The sequence below is a fragment of the Cytobacillus sp. OWB-43 genome (assembly GCF_034651445.1).
Classification (GTDB): Bacteria; Bacillota; Bacilli; order Bacillales; family Cytobacillaceae; genus Cytobacillus; species Cytobacillus kochii.
On record NZ_JAYEFF010000001.1, the window covers coordinates 998,780 to 1,019,883 of the forward strand.

Below are 21,104 nucleotides of genomic sequence, written 5' to 3' on the forward strand. Positions count from 1 at the left end.
TATAACATGTATAATGGTTAGAAAGCGATTAAATGAGGTGATATAGGTAATGACTGGGGATATGGTCTTTCAACTAATATTGTTCCTCCTCCTTTTAGCTATTCTATTCATATTCACTGCCGCTGTAAAATTTCTTTTTCGGAAAAATAGTATGAAACCAAACCTTGAGGTAGAGCAAAAATTGGACCAAATTATAGAATTATTGCAAAGTGAAGCAAATAAGAAAAGATAGAAGGCGTTCTTTAATGGGCGCTTTTCTTTATTATCATGTTCTTATTCGTTTCTAAGAGATTTCCGCATTATAAAAGCTTTATCACCTTCTTCTATCATAAAAAATATTCATGTTTTTAAAAGTATCATTGTCATAATATAAGTGGTTACGATAAAAAACAATAAAAGAGTAATAGAAGGATAAAACATTGCGCTATATTCCTGCCTTCTGGTTATATAAGTTTGTCTAAACTGCTCTAAGCTTTCCAAGGACTTATTCTTAACTACCCCTTTTATAAGAGTATTTTCTACTTTTTCAGTTCCTTGTTACCGTACTTCTGGCAATTCTACTTCGCTTTTTTCGATAAATTCCAAATCCCAAAATATTAGTAACAATATCCTGTATGATTATTTTGGTTATTGGCATACTCAGGTACTTATTTTTTTATTGATCGAGTGAAAGACCAATATTCGTTTTAATGTTAGGTGTATTTATCGTTTTTTATTCAACAAGTGGTGATGTGGTTTATTAGAAAAAGAGTGAAAACAATATGTTGGGAAGGTGACTTATTTGAAAAAATAACTCACTCCCTTTAATGATTTAACAATCCGGCGTTATCCTTTAACAAGGATAGCGCTCTTTTTTCATTAAAGGACCTTTTAAAGGAGGAGGCATTATTTCGTCCTCGTTATTTCATGATTTCAAAATAAAACGGAATTGCTTTAAGGCATATTCAAATGACTATGTAAATATGAATAGAATAGAACAGAAGAAGTATTTCAGGGAGGTTATTGAATGAACGGGGATGATACATCTTTGCATGCTGATACCGGTGTTACATCCGGATTGTTTGTTGAGAGATCTTTAAATGAAATTCGTTTTTGGGCTAGGATTATGAAAGAACATTCTCTATTTCTTCGATTAGGTTTTAGAGCAGAAGATACTCAACTAATTCAAGAGGCTAATCAATTTTATCGCTTATTTGAACAAATCGAACAAACTGCACATTCCTTTAATAATCAAACAGATCCCGAACAAATAAGAAGATTTAATTCAGAGGTACAACAAGCTGCAACTAATATTTTCGCATTTAAAAGGAAGGTGCTAGGACTAATTCTTACATGCAAATTGCCGGGGGCAAATAATTTCCCACTATTAGTGGACCATACAAGTAGGGAAGCTAATTATTTTAGAAAACGATTAATTGAATTAAATGAAGGGAAATTACAAGCGCTTCCAGATGCTATTATTAAAGAGAATGTCTTCTTCTTAAGGATTATGGCAGACCATGCAAAATTTATTGGTCATCTCCTTGATCCGTCAGAAAGGAAACTGGTTGATGTAGCACGGGATTTCAGCAATGATTTAGATCAATTGCTGTATCAAGCAAAGGACTTAGAATCTATGAGGCCACAATCTCAAACCGGTCCACTTTTAGATCAATTCCTGGATCAAAATCGGGTGTCAGTTTCATCTCTAAGGGACTTCAAGAAAACAGCCCGTGATTTAATTGAACAATGTAAAATTAAGAGTATTATTCATCCTCTGTTAGCCGACCATGTTTTCCGGGAAGCTGATAGGTTCCTAGAAATCATTGATATGTTTGACGCACATCTTACAGGTGGTTCCAAATCCTGATCAAAGACAGAAAATTTTGGCTAACCTTATATAACGAACGGGTGGCTTTCGTAAAAAGTAGAAAGGGTTCTACATATTAGTCATATCTAATATGTAGAACCTTTTCATTTTTCTATCTTTTTTAAATTTAGGTCCTGAAAAAAAAATCCCTTACTCTCTTTTTTAAACTTCATATTTTTATCACAGTGCGAACATTTTATTTTTCTACTGAATGCGTTCATACTTTAAGCATATTCTTTCTTTTTTTTAAAATAATAACCTAAACCATTCCTTTTTTAAAATAAAAAGCCCCTCATAAAAGAGGAGCCTTACTTAGCTTTATTAGTCTTCTACAACTACTTTTTCCATTACGTCACCATTTTTCATTGCTTTAACAGCTTCCATACCAGAAGTTACTTTACCAAACACAGTATGAACACCATTAAGATGCGGCTGAGGTTCATGGACGATGAAGAATTGGCTTCCACCAGTATCTTTACCAGCATGAGCCATAGAAAGTGATCCTTCTTCATGTTTATGTGGATTTCCTTCTGTTTCACATTTGATTGTGTAACCTGGACCACCTGTACCATTACCAGTTGGACAGCCACCTTGAGAAACGAATCCAGGAATCACACGGTGGAAAGTTAACCCGTTATAAAAGCCCTCGTTAATCAACTTTTTGAAGTTTTCTACTGTACCTGGTGCTTCATTTGGGTATAATTCAAATTCAAGTTTTTCTCCATTTTGTAGCTGTATGTATCCTTTTTCAGACATGTATAACACTCCTTTATATTTCAAAATCTTTTCTATCATAACATTTTTTTATGTAAGAATAAAATCTGAAGGTTAATTAATTTAAATGAAGCATTTATTATGTACCAAATAAGCTTAAGAATAGTAATAAAAGAAATATGATCGATGCATAAAATGAGACATGGAGAAAAAAAGTAGTGAGGTTGAATTTTATTTCTTCAGTGTTAAAAGTTTGTCTTTTCGTCCGTTTTTGCATATCATCACCATCCTTATGTAGATGTTAATAATATTCGTTATTCATATGACAAAATCCTCCAACTTTAAGCAAAATAAATAGCCCTTCGTTTGTATGAAGTGCCATTTATTCAGCTTGTCTTTGCTGAAGTTGTTGAGTTAAATGACGATCAATGATACTGTCTAACTTTTGTAGACTTTGCCTTGCTTTGTCAGCAGTAATGGTCCGATAATGATGGGCTCCTCCTGGTTCTTCATCCTTTTCATCTGCTCTTTTAACAATGGATTGTAAGGCCGTACGATCCACTTCTCCACCTGGTAAGAAAGAATCAGTATGAAATAATATTGCAAGTGAGACTTGTTTGGCTCTAATCGGATTTTCACCTAAGCGAATCAGTAATTTATGGGCTCTTTCCGCTCCTTTGATCGCATGAATATCGTTTTTACGATATAACTCATAGTCCCATTTACCATTTTGATTATACCAAGTGTAATGACCGATATCATGTAAAAACCCTGCTTTTGCAGCTAAGTCGACATCCACATTTTCTATCTTTGCTAATTTCACTGCGTGATAAGCAACCGCTACAGCATGGGCAAGACCTGATCTTGTCACATATTTTTTGGCAATATGATGATCAAAAATATTAGTTAATGTAACATCTCTCATAAAAAATAACCTCCTCTTTTTATCCTTTACCATATTTATACCCCGCTAAACAAACGTTGGCTTATAAAGTTATCATATACATTATTATTGTCGAAAGTGTTAGGGCATATTATGTGGAAATTGATATTTTAACTATACATTTTACTTATTTTCTCTTAAAATTGCTAGTGTTTTGTTTGATTATCTAACAAAAATGTTTGTGAGCAATGTCTCTACCACCTCATAAAAAAACATCATTGACTCATCGTAAGAAAAAGACTGGGACAAAACTAAAATGATCTAACCTTAAAAACGAACAATCACCAATGATGTTCTATAAAAATCAGTTGTAAGAAAGCCCATTCCATTGCACTATTTTTTTATATAAGAATAAAAACACAAAAAAACCGAATGATTAGATATGTATACTACTAATCATTCGGATAAATCCTCAACTAGAATACTTAACTCCCATCTACTTCCTTCTTAATTTACATATTCATTCCATTTATCGCGCAAGTATCTCGCGAAATCTTTTCCGTCTTCAATGCTTTCTTTCATAAATTCTTTCCAAACGGGTAGTTCTTCTTTTATTTTTTCCCCTAGTTTGTCAGATTGTTCTTTAATGGTTGTTTCCATTTTCTCTTTTGCTTTGTTAAAAGTTTCGCCCGTGCTGTTGTTGACTTCTTTAGGTTCAATAGCGCCTTCCATTACCGCTTTGAAAACCGGTACAACATTTGTCGAGGTGCTTCCTGATAAGTAATGTTCTCGGTCCGTTTTATCATACCCCAACCACACTGCGCCAACGATTTCATCTGTATAACCAACAAACCATTGATCTTTTGTTCCATTTAAATCAGCATATGGCAATTGAGTCGAACCTGTTTTCCCAGCAAGTGACACACCCTCTATTTTGGCACCTGCGCCGGTTCCATTTTCAATGACATCTGCAAGCATTGTATCCATTTTTTTTGCGACTGATTTTGATGTGACCTTTGTAGCTTTATCATCATGGGCAACAATCTCATTACCAGTTGGACCAACGATTTTCGTAATAAAATGAGCATCATACCGCTTCCCTTCATTTGGGAAAGTAGAATAAGCTTCTGCTAGTGTTAAAGGAGAAATCCCTTTATGCATACCACCTAAAGCAATACCTAAATACTCATCTTCCTTTTCATAAGGAATGCCAAATCGCTGCAAGGAATCTAACCCTTTTGTTAATCCAATCTGATCTAGTAACCAGACAGCAGGTGCATTAATAGATTCAGCAACAGCTTTTGTCATCTCTACTTCACCAAGGTATTGATCGTTCACATTTGTTGGTGTGTAGTCCCCATAAGTAACTTTTTCATCTTGTAACATTGAATCTGGCTCATAACCTTCTTCAAGCGCAGGGGTATAGGCAGCAAGCGGCTTTAAGGTTGACCCTGGTTGTGCCTTTATATGTGTGGCACGGTTAAATCCTCTAAAAACATGTTCACCTCGCCCACCAACCACTGCACGGACGCCACCAGTTTGTGGATCGAGTAGAACAGCTCCACTCTGAACAAGAGTACTTCCATTACCATTCGGGAATAGAGAGTCATTATGATAAGTCACTTCTAAATTTGCTTGGATATTTTGGTCCATTTGTGTATATATTTTATATCCTCTTGTGAAAATTTCCTCTTGAGTTAAACCATAACGGTTGATCGCTTCATCTAATACCGCATCTACATAGTAAGGGTATTGTCTCTCGAATGTATTTTTTTCCCCTTCTTTTAAGACAATCTCTTCAGCAACTGCTGTTTCGTACTCAGCAGTAGTAATCATGTTCAGTTCCTGCATTTTAGCTAATACGATATTTCTTCTTTTCATTGCGCCTTCATAGTTTTTATAAGGGTCCAGATAAGAAGGTGATTGCAATAAACCTGCAAGCATGGCTGATTCACTTATTGTTAACTCACCGACATTTTTACTGAAGTATTGGTTGGCGGCACTGTCAATTCCCCAGGCACCACTACCAAAGTAAACTTGATTTAAGTACATCTGTAGTATATCTTCTTTTTCATATTCTTTTTCAATTTCAACTGCAAGAAATAGTTCTTCTATTTTTCGGCGGTATGTCTGTTCAGATGTTAGTAGTGCATTCTTAGCTAATTGCTGTGTGACTGTACTACCTCCACCTGTGATTCTACCAGCAAATAGATTGCTTACAAATGCCCTTGTCATTCCTTTTAAATCAAAGCCATTATGTTGATAAAAGCGTTCATCCTCTATGGCAACAACCGCATTTGGTAAATGTTCTGGTAAATCTTCAAATGTTACTCCTTCACTACGATTTGTGGCAAAGCTTGACGCTTCATCCCCATCCTTATCATATATGATCGTAGACTGCTTTAATCCTTCTTGTAATGTAGAAACATTGGCATTTACGGCAAGAAAGGCAAAAAATAGAATCGCAAGTAAAATAAAAGTCAAACCTAATAATAATCCGATTTGCGTTAAATGATATCTTTTCCAAAACTTCTTTATCCATTGCCATAATGTTTTTAATCTCTCTTTTAGTTGAGCTTTCATTGTTTTACTCCTTCATATAAATGCAATAGTGAAAAGTTTTTATTTCCTCTCCTCTATTAAATAGAACGTAATAAATAAAAATAAGTTTCACTTTTATATTATTCTTCTACCAACCATTAGATTTAACCCAGTTGACTAATGTATTTGATATGATTCTTGCACTGACATAAGGGGGTAATAGATTAGTCATTGCTTCAAAAGGAGCTCCAAGCCATAAAATATCATCATCAATCAAGATAAAAGCAAAGCAAGGATGACCTTTTATATGATTAGCCGAAGGAAGCTCAGATAAATGAGACTCGCTACAAATCGTAAGTAAATTCCTTTTCATTAATGATCGAAATACCTCTATATAAGAGGACCCAACACTAAATATTTTCGGCAATCCAATGATTACTTGCTTCTTAGCATGATGTAAATCATATAGTAGGCGTTCACGCTTTTTAGCATAATGCCAAGACAATTTCGGATGAGAATGATTCATCCATTGCCCTATTTCAGCGGGGCCAATCACATGTCCTTCGCTCGTTTGATGTTGCCATAATTTTTTCCATATTTTCTTACTTGATACATGCTGCCTTATAAACGTACCATTTGCTATATGGATAAACTTTCCTTTTGTACGTGTGAGAGCAACATTTAATAATCGTTCACTATTTTGACCGGTTAATAACACACCTGGTCTCGTTTCAGGATCCCCATCGACTGTATCAAATATCATCATATCCTGTTCACTCCCTTGAAAGCGATGGACAGTCGCTGACACAATTTGCGCAGTCATTTTCTCTTTCTCATAGACTTCATCTAAGAACTGTGTCATTAATATCGCTTGTGCCCTATAAGGTGTGACATAGCCTATTGAGCGATTACCCGCCTTATAAGCTTCATGAATGAGTTGAAAAGAGAGCAATAGTTGCCATAGGTTCACACGTGAATGCGTTGATTTTTCCTTTATGCAATAGGCACCTGTACTTGATGTATCTAACAATATAGAGGCACGTTGAGGAAATGGATGACTTTCTACAATGTTCTCTCTCGTTTGATAGACAGATGGATGATCGACAACGAGGGATTGATAAATATATTCATTCGTGAATTTCGATATATCTGGGTGCATTCTTCTTTGTTCATTTAATAAGAACAACTGCGGATGCAGTTTCCCTTTATTCTCTTGACTTACAACACCGGCATGATGGAAAATATCTTCTTGCAACCATTTTTTTACTAAAGGATGCTTTGCTGAAGCTATTGGCGGTAGTTGTTTAAAATCTCCACAGATAATTGTCCGTTTTCCTAGTGAAGTCGCAAGGGCAATTTGAGGGATATATGCCATACTTGCTTCATCTAAAATGATATAGTCGAATTCATCTTCATAGATTAAGGTATCAGTTGCCATTTTCGCCAAGGTTGTGCCAATGATTCTTGATTGCTTTACTAGAGTATTTTCTTTTTTCTTTAGTTTTTCATGTAATGTATGAAGCTTTTTTTCTATTTCAACTAATTGCCTACTATCACGTTGGCTAAAGGAAGAGGATAGATCTAATTTTAATCCTGCTCTTTCCTCCATTAATTGATTTTTCTCTTCTATTAAATCACCATCGCTCATGTTCAATAAGCCAGTCGCTGTAATTGAAACAAACTGCTTCATGAATTCATCTGATTGTCTGCCATACCTTAATAGATCACCAAGATTGTATTTATCCTTTTTCAAGAGAAACTGATAAACTTCTGCCATGAGTACATCCACTGCTTGATTACTATGTGCGACAATTAATATCCGCTTCTTTTTTAAATATTGATTTGCAGCTACTCTTGCTAACGTATAGGTTTTACCGGTTCCAGGAGGTCCCCAAATATAAGTAATTGGATTATACTTCGATCGTAGTACTAACTCATGTAATGATGATTTAATTTTATCTTGCGGATGCTTCACCTCAGTTGAGGGATTCATTAGATGCTTTATTCTTACTCTTTTTTTCTTTTGATCCTTTATTTCCGCTATCCTCTGATAGAGTTGATCTAATAACTCCCAAGGGTCATGCTGCAAATGGGCTTCATGAATCTCTTCACCGAAATAATCTTCTATCGTTACAATAATATTTTTTCCTTCTACAGATACCATTCGGCCCTTTGACTTTCTTTCTCCCCAAAGAACGGTAATGGTTGAACCAATTGGAATTGATAATGGAAAATGGACTTCAAAGTAATAGCTATAGCCCTCTTTTGCATCTAATTTTCTTCCAGCAAAAATATGAAAACTCTTACTACCATATTGTTTTAAGTGACTGATTTCTGCTGCAATCGCTTTTTGCCACTCTTTTATATAAACTTTTGTTGATACCATTTGCTCATACTTCCTTTGTTTTCATTCATAAATATTTACTATACCATATTTACAAACAAGTAGACTCTGCTTGCAATAAAAAGGTAATTAGTCTTCAGCACCATACTCAGTACAAAATGATCTAATCTCGCTACATTCGTTTGGTAAATCACCTTTTAGTAACCACGTTTCAACGATATAAGTAAATAAGTCAGGTTTTGCCAAAGGAAATCCATGGCCAATTTTCAGTAAAGTCACGCCTTGGCAATTTAAATGTGAAGCTACAATGTCTGTTGCAGATTTTTTCATGACTGCTTTTTCTTTCTCACCGACAGTAACCAATATTTTAGTTTTTGCCATTTTAAATTCTTTAGGTATTCGAAACGACATGTTCTCTTGTAATACTCTCATGAGAGTTTCAATCTTCATTCGAGCACTTTCTTCATAATATTTGTCAAAGTAGGCTTCGTTCACATACAATATTTTAGCTTGGATCTTGGAGAAGTATTTATGTTTGATTAAAGGAAATGACCATTTAACTGTGGTTTTTATCAATTTTTCTGTGTATGGATATGGCCTGACCAACGCACTATTGATGATGGCGAAATCTATTAAATATGGTTTCATGCTTAATATTTGTATAATCACTTGAGCACCTAATGAAAAGCCGATTAATATTATTTTCTTACCGTTTGCTTTTTGTTCGAGTAAGTTTATAACTAATTCTGCACTACCTTTTATAGTAAATTTAATATCATCACTGTGCAAACCATGCTCAGGTAAATCTGGAACAATACAATAATAGTTCGAAAAAGGTTGAATTTGTTTATCCCACATCCAACCACTTACGCCACCACCATGTAAAAATACGATTAAAGAAGCACTTTTATCACCGTGTTCTGTATACTTCAAAGTCACTAATTTCACCTATCTTCCTTTAAAATATGACTGATTCATGAATACTTTTCTAATATGCTTTCAATATTAAGATTTTGCATATTTAGTTACTTATTATAGAACGTCCTTGTCGTAAAGAATGACTCTCTTAAATCAAGATTGAACCAGAGATATATGAAAGAGGCTCAATCATTTTTAAAAATGATTGAGCCTCTCTTCCTTATACTTCTAAGCCATAGTTTTTACATAATGCTGCTAGTCCACCTGAGAAGCCACTACCAATGGCATTAAATTTCCATTCGTTATTGTGGCGATAAAGCTCACATACAACAACAGCTGTTTCAATGGAAAAATCTTCTCCTAAATCATAACGTAGAAGTTCTTCATTTGTTTCTTCATTTACTAAACGGACAAACGCATTAGAAACTTGTCCGAAATTTTGCTTTCTTAATTCTGCATCATGAATGGTAACAGCAATTCCGATACGATCAACAGTTGAAGGGATTTTTGAAAATTCGACAATTAATTGTTCATCATCTCCATCTCCTTCACCGGTACGATTGTCTCCTGTATGAATGACCGAACCTGATGGATGTTCCAACTGATTGTAGAAAACAAAATCTTGATCTTGCTGGCAACGGTTTTGATGATCTGCTAAAAATGCAGAAGCATCTAGGTCAAAGGATTCCCCGCCATTATACTTATTTGTATCCCAACCGAGACCGATCACTGCCCTAGTTAATCCCGGGTTTGTTTTCGTTAAATCGATTCTTTGTCCTTTTGATAATTGAATAGCCAAAGAGACTCCCCCTTTTATCGCGTTAAGATTATCCTACTTGTAAGCCGTAATCAGTTGCAATTCTTGCCAAACCACCTTGATAGCCTGAACCAATTGCAGAGAATTTCCATTCGCCATTATGACGGTATAATTCCCCAACAATTACAGCTGTTTCAATAGAGAAGTCTTCTCCCAAATCATAACGAATCAATTCTTCATTGTTTTCTTCATTTAAGATACGAACATAAGAATTAGATACTTGTCCGAAATTTTGCCCTCTTCCCTCTGCATCATGAATCGTAATTACAAACGAGATTTTTGCAATAGAAGCAGGTACATTGGATAAGTCAACTTTTACACTTTCGTCATCGCCATCACCCACACCCGTGCGATTATCTCCTGCATGTACAACTGATCCATTTCCACCTTCTAATTGATTGTAGAAAATAAAGTCTTTATCCGAAGAACATTTTCCAGATTCATCTAATAAAAACACACTAGTATCTAAGTCAAAATCTTGGCCGCCATCATACTTATTTGTATCCCAACCAAGACCGATAACGACTTGAGATAGCCCTGGATTTGTTTTGGTTAAATCAATTTTTTGTCCTTTTGATAATGAAATTGCCACTTTTCATCTCTCCCTTTTCATTGAAAATTGTAAATATGTATACATTCAGTTTAAACGTTTATTAGAAAAACGTAAACTGATATACCCTCGCTTTTCTTCTTAAAAAAGCAAGTGAAAAAAACCTATTCAATTAGCATGGTTTCTTATGCTTATGGAAAATGGAGTTCTTTCATTTCTGACTCTCATTTTCTTTCGCATCCTGTCTATAATACATACGTAAACTCCTGATAAATGGTTTCAAAAATTTTTCATTTAATAGGTGAGTGCCTATTATTGCCACAGTTTAACAACGACACTCATATGCTATAAAAACAGATCTGAAGGGAGGTTTATATTCTGTCTAAACATGAGCAAGTAACACCATCATTGTTTCTTAAGGAAAAAATCACTAGTAATCAAGATGTATATAGAAAAAATTATCTATCTAACCTTTTAGAAGAACAATCACAGCTTAATCATAAAGTATCAAAACAGCATCGCGATTTACAACATCAGTTAGAGGAGACGTATGAAGATTTAATGAGCTTTGCTAAAGATGAGAGTATACGCCACGAAAAAAATATACAGCAATACAATGAGGACTGGACTGCTCTTCAATCAGCCTACCAAGCTCAAGAGCAAAACCAACTCGAAATGAATGGTTATCTTCAACAAATTGAAAATAAAAACGAAGAATTACTAATTCAACTAAGAACTAGTCAGTCTTCATATGAAACTCTATTAGCACAATCATCTATTCAGGAAACAGCTATCTTAGAACTTTCACGAAAATTAGATAACCTTGAGAAACCGACTGAAAAAATCCTAGAGGAATTAACAGTCATTACCGATGATCAAGCTACTATTAAAGACAAAATAGAAACACAAGATATCTATCATCAATCTGTTATGGAAAAACTCGAATCTCAAGATGCACTTAATGAGAAATTATCAAGACAAATCGATCATTTAAAATCGATTATTTTTGAAAGAACAGCTTACCTTACAGAAAACTTTAAGTCACTTATTTCTCCAGTAAAAAGTTTTTTTGTTCATCATGAGGAGAAAAACAAAAATAAATAAGTCCGGTTTATATTTTTCCTTGCGCGATGATTTTGGTTTATTTTAATTGCCTCATCGCGCATTTATTTCCCCGTTGCACTCATCATCCGTAATTTCAGAAATTACATAATATAGATTTCTTCGTTTTATTAGTAATTTAACGAATCTATTGAAATGAGTGTTGTTTTTTCCTCCACTGATATGTTAAATCACTATAATGATTATTACCTTTCTTTTTCTCATTTTCCTTTTTAATAATGACAAGTGCATTCAACTTGCATATTGTTTATGTTGGACCTTAAGGCAGGTTTGGCACAGTCCAATAAACAGAACCTGAGTCTATAATAATTTTTTAGTAGAGAATAAGGATATATACTCCTAAAATCATAGCAAAAAATAACAAGGCAAAATAAGTTTAGTTCGTACATTGCGCAAGATGGTTGAGTAAAAAGGGGTTGTGCAACGTTCAAAGAAAAAAATATAATGAAACTTGAATACGAAATAGCAGTGATCACAACTCTTTCTTTCAGTCTAAGAAAGACCCATAGAGCAAAAAAATCCGAACACATAAACCTTTATAGGTTTAAAATGTGTTCGGACTTGTCACCTAACTATCATACTAGTTTAACCATTTTCTATTTAACAATTAATCTAAGATTGTTACTTTTACTGATTGTCTACCATAATTAATGGCATCCTCTTTATTTGGAATAAAGATATCAATTTTATTTCCTTTAATTGCACCGCCAGTATCTCCTGCGATTGCTTCACCATAACCTTCTACATATACTTTTGTGCCAAGTGGAATAACATTTGGATCAACTGAAATGACCTTCGCATCTGGATTCTCTTTTAAGTTAATCCCAGTTGCTGTTACACCAGAACACCCCTCACAAGATGCTGTATATGCAGTTGCTTCCATTGTAATTTCTTTTGCTCCTTCTTCTGAAGGGGTATTGTTTGTATTTTTCTCTTCCTTAGGTGCATCTACTGTCTCTGCAGGTTCTTCTTTTGCCTGTTCTTTGTTCGTATCTTCATTCACCACTGGTTTTTCTTCTTTAGTTGGTGTAGATTCGGTATTTTCTACCGGAGTATGTACCGGGCTTTCTTTTACGATACTACTCGGTGCACCGGGATATACAACAAGCTCTTGGCCAGGGTGTATCACTTCTGAACTTAAATTGTTCCAGTTTTTTATTGAATCAACCTTCACATCAAGCTCTTTTGCAATGCCCCAAAGCGTGTCGCCTTTATTTACTTTATATTTTTCTTCCTCATATACGTTTAACACATCTTCAATATAAATTGTATTTGAAGATAAGTTATTCCACTCTTTAACCTGTTCAACTGTCGTATTGTATTTTTGTGAGATGCTCCATATTGTATCTCCTTTTTTGACAGTTACTTCCTCGGCTTGCACGCTTGCTGCAGCTCCTCCTGCAATAGTTGCTACAGCTAAAAATGATAATACTGATTTTTTCATTTCGCATAACCTCCTGTATAGCTTGTATTAGCTAACGGTGATAATCATAACAAAAGTTCGTTACAGGAAAAGAACAGGACAATAATAATCTAATGACTTATATAACAGAAGTTTAACAAAATGAGGGTTGTTGCTTAATAAATGTATTAATAGTAATTCTTCTTCCTTAAAATGAAAATTTTTCTTCCTTTTTATTAAAAAATTCAAAAAATAGGTACACATTTTTATTTTAATCGTGTATACTGTATCATAACAGAAGGAATGATAAAATAATTGTTATATAAAAGGAGATGGAAGAAAATGATGAGTCCAGTAGAATTTTTTCAAACTTTACCTAAGAAGGTATGCCCAGAGTGCGGTCAAATAATGGAGGAACAAGCGGAATCCTACTTAATGGAATGTGATCGTTGTCTTTCAAAAAAAGGTGAATAGAACGACAAAAACCGTGTAGTCGCTATAGACTACACGGTTTTTGTATTAATCTTGCTAAAAATAAAGCGATTATCACAAAAATACTATGCTAATTGCTTTATTTTTAACTGGAGTCAAATTACATTAAGATTTCTGGGAGATCTCTTACTTCTAAAGTTGTGTCACTACCACATAAAGGGCATTTCAAATCTACAGATACAAAATCCTTTCTCATCCAGCCATTACATGTATTATCTAGACAAGCATATACATCCGTACTTAAAATCACTACTTCAGGTTTTTCTTCTTGTGCTTTTTTATTAAAAAACATCGTGATCCCCCTCTAAATTTTATCTTCTACTATTAGTATGGACAACTTTGCTTGGATTAATGAATTTAATTCTGTGTATTTTTTCGTAAGTAACGTAAACTATAAAAGAGGTGAATATAAATGTCATCAAAAGAAAAACGATATACAGTAGCAGGAACTGATATTAATGAAGTGAAACGACTGAATCAACAGTCTGGTTTATCTTATAATGAAGTGAAAGCATTATTAGCTGCAAAATATTTAAATTCAAAAAATGAGCGTAACTAAAGAAGCTGCCAGTAAGCAGCTTCTTTAACTTAATTCTGTGATTTTTTTCTTGGAATCGCGATGTCAATACCTTCAACAACATCCCAATTTTCATCTAAATTTTCTAAATCACCATTTAGCAAGGATAGATTCTCATAAAGATTTTTGGATTCACTTAAAGGCATATCCTCATACTCTTTCAAATCTGTTATCCTCCCTTCATGTAATACTATTGTGTTCAAATTTCACTGTTTCATACACTTCTCAAGCATTTATGTACTATTGTCCAACATGATTGCATAGATAGAAGCCATCACACTTGGAATCAATGGTCATCGATTTAAATAGCAGTGGAATAACTGTTCACATGATTAATATGAATACCTTCTTAGCTAAAAAAAGATAAGCCTATGACAAAAAACTTCTATTTCATTTTCATTAGACTTTTGCAGAATTTGACTGGTTGATGAATATTAACATGAACACAGGTAGGTTGAAGGCTGGAAGAAATAAAAAGATAAACTCGGAGGAAAATTCCAAAAATATAATACAGAAGATTATTCTTTATTGAATACTTTTTTGCAAGTTGAAAGTAAATGGTTCCAACCTGAAGTTGCGGAAATTTGACAATGTAGCATAACAAAATTCAAAAAAATTAAAAACAGAAGTATTAAAAAATAATAAAGCAGCCATTACGGCTGCTTCGCGTTTTATTTATCGATCAATTTTAAGACAGTTTCGTATCCTGAACCCATATAATTAAACACAGTATCGTAAAAAATATGGATAACCTTATTTCTTCCTATTCTTTTTACCATAGGATTTAAATTAAGAAGTTGTAACGTCATTATAACAAACCTCTATTATCTTATATTTATCCGTAAGTCCCATGTTGACATCCTCATTTGAAGGATAGCTTTTAACTTTTATTGATCTACTTTTGTTACGGAAAGCGTATTGCGTTAATATCGACATTTAAAGCACTTGAAGAGGTTACATTTGAAGCTACCGTATAAGCTATTCTAATTTCATATGTTGCAGTTCCAGTGACAGTAGCAGTATTTACATTGGTTGATGCAACAGGAAATCTTGATGTACCTGCCGAACTAACACTTCTTTGAACGGAACGCGTATCAAGTAAAGTCCCATTAAGATATAGCCTTATTTGGAAGGTGAAATTAGCATTGGCCGTAGTAATTACATCCACTGATATCGCATAGTCAATTTTAATGTTTTGAGCAACTGTAGTTGGTACATTTAATGTAGCCACTGTCGTTTCAGTTCCAGTAGTTATTAGCGCAATTGGCCCAGCTACTTCTGTAAAAAATAATTGAGATCCAGTTCCTGTGGCTCCCGTTACTCCGGTCGCTCCTGTTGGACCGGTTGCACTTGTGACTCCTGTCACTCCTGTGGCTCCTGTTATTCCTGTTGGACCGGTTAATCCAGCCGTTCCTGTGGCTCCTGTTGCTCCCGTTGTTCCAGTTAATCCGGTCGATCCTGTTACTCCGGTTGCTCCGGTTATTCCTGTTATTCCGGTTATTCCTGTTATTCCGGTGGCTCCCGTTACTCCGGTGGCTCCTGTGATTCCTGTTGTTCCTGTGACTCCTGTGATTCCTGTTGCTCCGGTTATTCCCGTGGCTCCTGCGATTCCTGTTGCTCCTGTTATTCCGGTGGCTCCTGCGATTCCTGTTGCTCCTGTTATTCCGGTGGCTCCTGCGATTCCTGTTGCTCCTGTTATTCCGGTGGCTCCTGTGATTCCTGTTGTTCCTGTTGCTCCCGTTGTTCCAGTTAATCCGGTCGATCCTGTTACTCCTGTTACTCCTGTTGTTCCAGTTAATCCGGTCGATCCGGTTGCTCCGGTTGCTCCTGTGATTCCTGTTGTTCCTGTTGTTCCTGTTGTTCCTGTGACTCCGGTTGCTCCTGTGATTCCTGTTGTTCCTGTGATTCCTGTTGCTCCTGTTATTCCGGTGGCTCCTGCGATTCCTGTTGCTCCTGTTATTCCGGTGGCTCCTGTGATTCCTATTATTCCGGTGGCTCCCGTTACTCCGGTGGCTCCTGTGATTCCTGTTGTTCCAGTTAATCCGGTCGATCCTGTTACTCCTGTTACTCCTGTTGTTCCTGTGATTCCTGTTGCTCCGGTTATTCCTGTTATTCCGGTGGCTCCTGTTGTTCCTGTGATTCCTGTTGCTCCGGTTATTCCTGTTATTCCGGTGGCTCCTGTTGTTCCTGTTGCTCCGGTTATTCCCGTGGCTCCTGTGATTCCTGGTGTTCCTGTTATTCCGGTGGCTCCTGTGATTCCTGTTGTTCCAGTTAATCCGGTCGATCCTGTTACTCCTGTTACTCCGGTTGCTCCGGTTGTTCCTGTTGCTCCGGTTATTCCTGTTATTCCGGTGGCTCCTGTTACTCCAGCCGTTCCTGTGGCTCCCGTTGTTCCAGTTAATCCGGTTGCTCCTGTTGTTCCTGTTGTTCCTGTTGTTCCTGTGATTCCTGTTGTTCCTGTGATTCCTGTTGTTCCTGTGATTCCTGTTGTTCCTGTTAATCCAGTCGTTCCTGTTACTCCTGTTACTCCTGTTACTCCTGTTATTCCGGTGGCTCCCGTTACTCCGGTGGCTCCTGTGATTCCTGTTGTTCCTGTGATTCCTGGTGCTCCGGTTATTCCTGTTATTCCGGTGGCTCCTGTTACTCCAGCCGTTCCTGTTGCTCCCGTTGTTCCAGTTAATCCGGTCGATCCTGTTACTCCTGTTACTCCGGTTGCTCCTGTGACCCCGGTTATTCCAGTCGTTCCCGTTGCTCCTGTTGGACCGATTACTCCGGTCGTCCCGGTAGCTCCTGTTATTCCGGTTTCTCCTGTGATTCCTGTTGCTCCTGTTATTCCCGTAGCTCCTGCGATTCCTGTAGCTCCAGTTACTCCTGCTGTTCCAGTTAATCCTGTTGGACCTGTATTACCTGTGACCCCGGTCAATCCGGTGGCTCCAGTTATTCCTGTTGTTCCTGTTAACCCTGTGGCACCTGTTATTCCGGTGACTCCCGTAGCACCGGTTAATCCTGTCACTCCAGTCGATCCTGTTGGACCAGTTAATCCGGTTATTCCTGTGTTACCTGCGATTCCTGTGGATCCCGTGGAACCGGTTACTCCCGTCGTTCCTGTTGTACCCGTTATTCCTGTTACTCCTGTTGTTCCGGTCGCTCCGGTTAATCCTATTGCTCCGGTCGCCCCTGTAATACCTGCAACTCCTGTGGATCCCGTGGCACCGGTTACTCCGGTCGCCCCCGTGGCTCCTGTAACTCCACTCAAACCTGTAATTCCACTAGCTGTCGCATTAAAACTCTCTGGGCCAACACGTGTTACATCTGAATTAACTGCACCAGTAATATTACGAACATAGGCAGTATATATTAAAAACCCAGAACCTTTGGGGACATTGTAATCTGAAGCGGAAAATGCGTACTCTTGAGGACCGTCCTCAGAACCATTAAGAACAATAGTCTTGATACCTGTAAAAATAGTATTAGCATTAGGATTAGTCCCTCGAACAATTTTTAATTCTACAAAATTTGTATAAGTACTGGCTGTGGGACTTAATTTTAAAGTAATAATACCGTCAAATTGAACACGAATGTTTGAAGTGGGGATTGCTTCACTAACATTAAGGCCAACTTGTCCCCAAATTTGGTAAGCAGATGAAGTTGGAATGTTTATAGAATTGGCATAGGAAGCATTTTGAGATATTATTCCATCAAAGAATTCTGGCATAGGTTGTCACCTTCCTTTTTATAGAGAATACAAGTGAATTTAATTTAAATTAACTTTCTAATTAATTTATGAAATTTGGAACAAAAGTGGAACGGCACATTTATTGATCTTTGAAAAAACTGAGATTAAATAAATGATAAAATTTTGTCGCATTTTAATTAAAAGTACAAGAAATAAATAAAAAAATTCGACATAAAATCTAAAAATAGAATTAAAGACCTTTTCCTATATGCTCATGAGTATGTTGAAAAAGTCATTTCTTGTTGGAATACAAATGTATTTTCACACGGCTCTAGGATGAATATAATACCTGTTAATCCACGCATACATATAGATATCAATTCCGATGTTAAACCTTTACATTAGTGCTGTCCGATAAATAGCTTCTTTCTTATATTCATTAAATGTTATGTCGAATATAGACGGAAAATTATAAATCTTCTTAGTTGATTTATAATTTTAAAAAATGGTACTATATTCATGTAAACGGTTTCTATGCTTAACAATTCCAGCCATGAGAGTACATAGACACTATTTTTAAGGAGGAATTCGATGAGTCAGTTAACTGTAAGTGTGAAAGAAAAGGTGGAGAAATTTTTAAGTGGAAAGAAAAAGCTGTATATTAATGGGGAGTTTGTCGAAAGCAAATCAGGCAAAACATTCGAATCATATAACCCAGCGACAGGTGAAGTACTCGCCCATGTTTATGAAGCTGACAAGGAAGACATTGATTTAGCGGTCAAAGCAGCTCGCGAGGCATTTGATAATGGTAAATGGTCAAAGATCTCTGCTGCACAACGCAGTCGACTTCTCTATAAACTTGCCGACTTAATGGAAGAGAATAGTGAAGAATTAGCACAATTAGAAACCTTAGATAACGGAAAGCCTATTAGAGAAACAACAAATGCCGATATCCCACTAGCTGTAGAGCATATGCGTTATTATGCTGGCTGGTCAACAAAAATCGTAGGACAGACGATACCGGTAAGTGGTCCATTCTTTAATTATACAAGACATGAACCTGTGGGAGTAGTAGGACAAATCATCCCATGGAACTTCCCATTGTTAATGGCTATGTGGAAAATCGGTGCAGCACTAGCTAGCGGTTGTACGGTTGTATTAAAGCCAGCTGAACAAACTCCTCTATCTGCTCTCTATTTAGCAGAACTAGTCGAGGAAGCTGGATTCCCTAAAGGTGTTATTAATATTGTTCCTGGATTTGGTGAAAAGGCAGGTAGTCCATTAGTGGATCATCCATTGGTCGACAAAATTGCTTTTACTGGCTCTACTGAAGTCGGTAAATCGATTATGTCAAGTGCTTCTAAAACATTAAAAAGAGTAACGCTAGAGCTTGGCGGTAAATCACCTAATATTATCTTACCTGATGCTGACCTTTCAAAAGCGATTCCAGGGGCACTAAATGGTGTCATGTTTAACCAAGGTCAAGTGTGTTGTGCCGGTTCTCGTGTGTTCATTCAAAAGAAACAATTTGATAATGTAGTGGCTGATATGGCAAGCCATGCTAAGAATATCAAACAAGGAGCAGGTATACATGCTGACACAGAAATTGGACCACTGGTGTCAACTGAACAACAAAAACGAGTCCTTGGTTATATTGAAAAAGGTGTAAGTGAAGGTGCAGAGCTTGTCGTAGGAGGAACGAAACCACAGGATGATGGCTATTTTGTTTCACCAACAATCTTTGCAAATGTGCAAGATGACATGACGATTGCTAAGGAAGAGATATTCGGTCCAGTTATTTCCGCAATGCCATATGAAGATTTGGATGAACTTATTGATCGGGCTAATCGCTCAGAATATGGTTTGGCTGCGGGAGTATGGACACGTGATGTAGCAAATGCTCATTATATTGCAAATAAACTTCGAGCAGGCACTGTTTGGGTTAACTGTTATAATGCTTTTGATGCTGCTTCACCATTTGGTGGCTACAAACAGTCTGGAATCGGTCGTGAAATGGGTTCCTATGCTCTTGATAATTATACTGAAGTGAAAAGTGTCTGGATTTCAATGAAATAATATAGAATAAAAAGAGTAGCCAAAAAATGGCTACTCTTTTTTTAAGCATATGCTAAAATACTGTCTCTTAAAAGTCGAGCAGCCCCAACACCTGCTTTTTCATCGTAATATTGTGTAAATCTCTCATCAGCGATATACATGTCTGCCAAACCTTTATGTGCCTCAGAAGAATAAGTCGACCATGTATATTGTAACCATTTTTTGTGTAACATCACGATTTGCTTCGCATCTTCTTTTTGTTGATTTTTTTGTTGATTGAATTGTTTTAGTCTTTCAATCAGTTGCCCCTCTACCTCTTGCATTTCTTTATACTTTTCCTCAGACATTCCCAGCCATGATTTATTTGCTTCATCGACTGTTTCTTCACCATATTTTTGACGAATCTCTTCGCCAAAACTGTTTTCGTTTTCTTCTAATCTTTTCTTTTTGAATGCTGCAAATTTTTCTTCATTACTCATTTCTTTCTCTCCTTTATGATAAGCAATCGTCTGTTCCACTGCTCTAATGAGGCTGTCTATATGATTCCTCTTTTCAATTAACGCCTCATAATGTGAATGTAATACACTTTGTATCGATTGACTTTCAGACGATAGTATTTGTTGTATGTCAGACAATTTAAAGTTTAATTCCCGATAAAATAAGATTTGTTGTAACCGATCGACTTCTCTTGTTGAATAGTAGCGATAACCCGCTTCATTGACTGTTGCAGGCTCAAGTAAATGAATTTCGTCATAGTATCTTAAAGTTCGTGTACTTACACCAGACATTTCTGCCATTTGTTTAATTGAATAGAGCATCAATTCACCTCCTAGTCACTACAATAAAGGTTTACGTTGCGTAAAGGTCAAGAGTAAATGAAAAAAATTTTTCAATACCACTTTTAATGCAGGATACAAAGCAACAATATTTTTATATGCTTTTTTGACCCTTTAAACGACAGTCATTAGATGTTCAACCCCAAATGGCGAGTAACACCCTCCTCCACTAGCGGAAGTTCTCTAGAAAAATTCACAATAAATCTTAAATATCTTAAGTCAGTGCTTTTAAGAATCCTTTTATATGTACTCAAATCTTTTTATGGGAAAAGGAATTGATGATGCCTGTCAGGTAATATCCCAAAAGTCTAACTAGTTGGGTTTTATG

At 36.2% G+C, this 21,104-nt stretch carries 18 protein-coding genes; 6 read left to right on the plus strand and 12 right to left on the minus strand.

The annotated features are described in order from the left end of the window. Nucleotides 1-61 precede the first annotated feature (61 nt). Both U9M49_RS22665 and U9M49_RS04925 read left to right on the plus strand, forming a co-directional pair. Nucleotides 62-232 carry a DUF4083 family protein gene (locus U9M49_RS22665; protein ID WP_416337090.1) on the plus strand — a complete coding sequence of 57 codons (171 nt, stop codon included), beginning with the start codon at nucleotides 62-64 and terminating at the stop codon, nucleotides 230-232. 774 nt (nucleotides 233-1,006) lie between these two features. Continuing rightward, nucleotides 1,007-1,849 carry a DUF2935 domain-containing protein gene (locus U9M49_RS04925; protein WP_322909410.1) on the plus strand — a complete coding sequence of 281 codons (843 nt, stop codon included), beginning with the start codon at nucleotides 1,007-1,009 and terminating at the stop codon, nucleotides 1,847-1,849. A gap of 321 nt (nucleotides 1,850-2,170) precedes the next feature. Here U9M49_RS04925 and U9M49_RS04930 read toward each other — a convergent pair whose 3' ends face one another. The 7 genes from U9M49_RS04930 to U9M49_RS04960 all read right to left on the minus strand — a co-directional run bounded on the left by U9M49_RS04930 (nucleotide 2,171) and on the right by U9M49_RS04960 (nucleotide 10,658). Further along, a complete protein-coding gene (locus U9M49_RS04930; protein ID WP_322909411.1) occupies nucleotides 2,171-2,605 on the minus strand; it encodes a peptidylprolyl isomerase in 435 nt (144 codons plus the stop codon). A 340-nt stretch (nucleotides 2,606-2,945) separates the two neighbouring features. Next, nucleotides 2,946-3,488, minus strand: coding sequence for an HD domain-containing protein (locus tag U9M49_RS04935; RefSeq protein WP_095373168.1), 543 nt, complete (start codon nucleotides 3,486-3,488; stop codon nucleotides 2,946-2,948). A 465-nt stretch (nucleotides 3,489-3,953) separates the two neighbouring features. Then, nucleotides 3,954-6,029, minus strand: a complete 2,076-nt coding sequence (locus U9M49_RS04940; RefSeq protein WP_322909412.1) for a PBP1A family penicillin-binding protein — start codon at nucleotides 6,027-6,029, stop codon at nucleotides 3,954-3,956. 106 nt (nucleotides 6,030-6,135) lie between these two features. Beyond that, nucleotides 6,136-8,373, minus strand: coding sequence for an AAA domain-containing protein (locus U9M49_RS04945; RefSeq protein WP_307313710.1), 2,238 nt, complete (start codon nucleotides 8,371-8,373; stop codon nucleotides 6,136-6,138). A gap of 87 nt (nucleotides 8,374-8,460) precedes the next feature. Next, nucleotides 8,461-9,270: an alpha/beta hydrolase gene (locus U9M49_RS04950; protein ID WP_322909679.1), complete on the minus strand. Its 810-nt coding sequence runs from the start codon at nucleotides 9,268-9,270 to the stop codon at nucleotides 8,461-8,463. Between the two features lie 199 nt (nucleotides 9,271-9,469). Continuing rightward, a complete protein-coding gene (locus U9M49_RS04955) occupies nucleotides 9,470-10,048 on the minus strand; it encodes a TerD family protein (RefSeq protein ID WP_095373166.1) in 579 nt (192 codons plus the stop codon). Nucleotides 10,049-10,076: 28 nt separating this feature from the next. After that, entirely contained in the window at nucleotides 10,077-10,658 is a 582-nt protein-coding gene (locus tag U9M49_RS04960; protein ID WP_095373165.1) for a TerD family protein, read from the minus strand. Between the two features lie 366 nt (nucleotides 10,659-11,024). Here U9M49_RS04960 and U9M49_RS04965 point away from each other — a divergent pair, with 366 nt between their 5' ends. Next, nucleotides 11,025-11,720, plus strand: a complete 696-nt coding sequence (locus U9M49_RS04965; protein WP_322909413.1) for a hypothetical protein — start codon at nucleotides 11,025-11,027, stop codon at nucleotides 11,718-11,720. Nucleotides 11,721-12,345: 625 nt separating this feature from the next. Here U9M49_RS04965 and U9M49_RS04970 read toward each other — a convergent pair. Next, nucleotides 12,346-13,182, minus strand: a complete 837-nt coding sequence (locus tag U9M49_RS04970) for a LysM peptidoglycan-binding and 3D domain-containing protein (RefSeq protein ID WP_322909414.1) — start codon at nucleotides 13,180-13,182, stop codon at nucleotides 12,346-12,348. A 300-nt stretch (nucleotides 13,183-13,482) separates the two neighbouring features. On the opposite strand from U9M49_RS04970, the gene yhfH reads away from it, so the two are divergent. After that, entirely contained in the window at nucleotides 13,483-13,614 is a 132-nt protein-coding gene (yhfH, locus tag U9M49_RS04975) for a protein YhfH (RefSeq protein WP_224936580.1), read from the plus strand. Between the two features lie 118 nt (nucleotides 13,615-13,732). Here yhfH and U9M49_RS04980 read toward each other — a convergent pair whose 3' ends face one another. Further along, on the minus strand, nucleotides 13,733-13,924 hold the full coding sequence (locus U9M49_RS04980; protein WP_095373161.1) for a cold-inducible protein YdjO-related protein: 192 nt from the start codon (nucleotides 13,922-13,924) through the stop codon (nucleotides 13,733-13,735). A gap of 120 nt (nucleotides 13,925-14,044) precedes the next feature. Here U9M49_RS04980 and U9M49_RS04985 point away from each other — a divergent pair, with 120 nt between their 5' ends. After that, on the plus strand, nucleotides 14,045-14,191 hold the full coding sequence (locus U9M49_RS04985; protein ID WP_095373160.1) for a hypothetical protein: 147 nt from the start codon (nucleotides 14,045-14,047) through the stop codon (nucleotides 14,189-14,191). 29 nt (nucleotides 14,192-14,220) lie between these two features. Here U9M49_RS04985 and U9M49_RS04990 read toward each other — a convergent pair whose 3' ends face one another. Both U9M49_RS04990 and U9M49_RS04995 read right to left on the minus strand, forming a co-directional pair. Continuing rightward, the gene (locus U9M49_RS04990; protein ID WP_157733977.1) at nucleotides 14,221-14,373 is read right to left on the minus strand and encodes a hypothetical protein; all 153 of its coding nucleotides are present in this window, start codon (nucleotides 14,371-14,373) and stop codon (nucleotides 14,221-14,223) included. Between the two features lie 740 nt (nucleotides 14,374-15,113). Continuing rightward, on the minus strand, nucleotides 15,114-17,924 hold the full coding sequence (locus U9M49_RS04995) for a hypothetical protein (RefSeq protein ID WP_322909415.1): 2,811 nt from the start codon (nucleotides 17,922-17,924) through the stop codon (nucleotides 15,114-15,116). Nucleotides 17,925-18,476: 552 nt separating this feature from the next. Here U9M49_RS04995 and U9M49_RS05000 point away from each other — a divergent pair. After that, nucleotides 18,477-19,961, plus strand: coding sequence for an aldehyde dehydrogenase family protein (locus U9M49_RS05000; RefSeq protein WP_322909416.1), 1,485 nt, complete (start codon nucleotides 18,477-18,479; stop codon nucleotides 19,959-19,961). Nucleotides 19,962-20,002: 41 nt separating this feature from the next. Here the strand turns inward: U9M49_RS05000 and U9M49_RS05005 are convergent, their stop codons facing one another. After that, nucleotides 20,003-20,758, minus strand: a complete 756-nt coding sequence (locus U9M49_RS05005) for a MerR family transcriptional regulator (protein WP_322909417.1) — start codon at nucleotides 20,756-20,758, stop codon at nucleotides 20,003-20,005. Nucleotides 20,759-21,104: the final 346 nt, after the last annotated feature.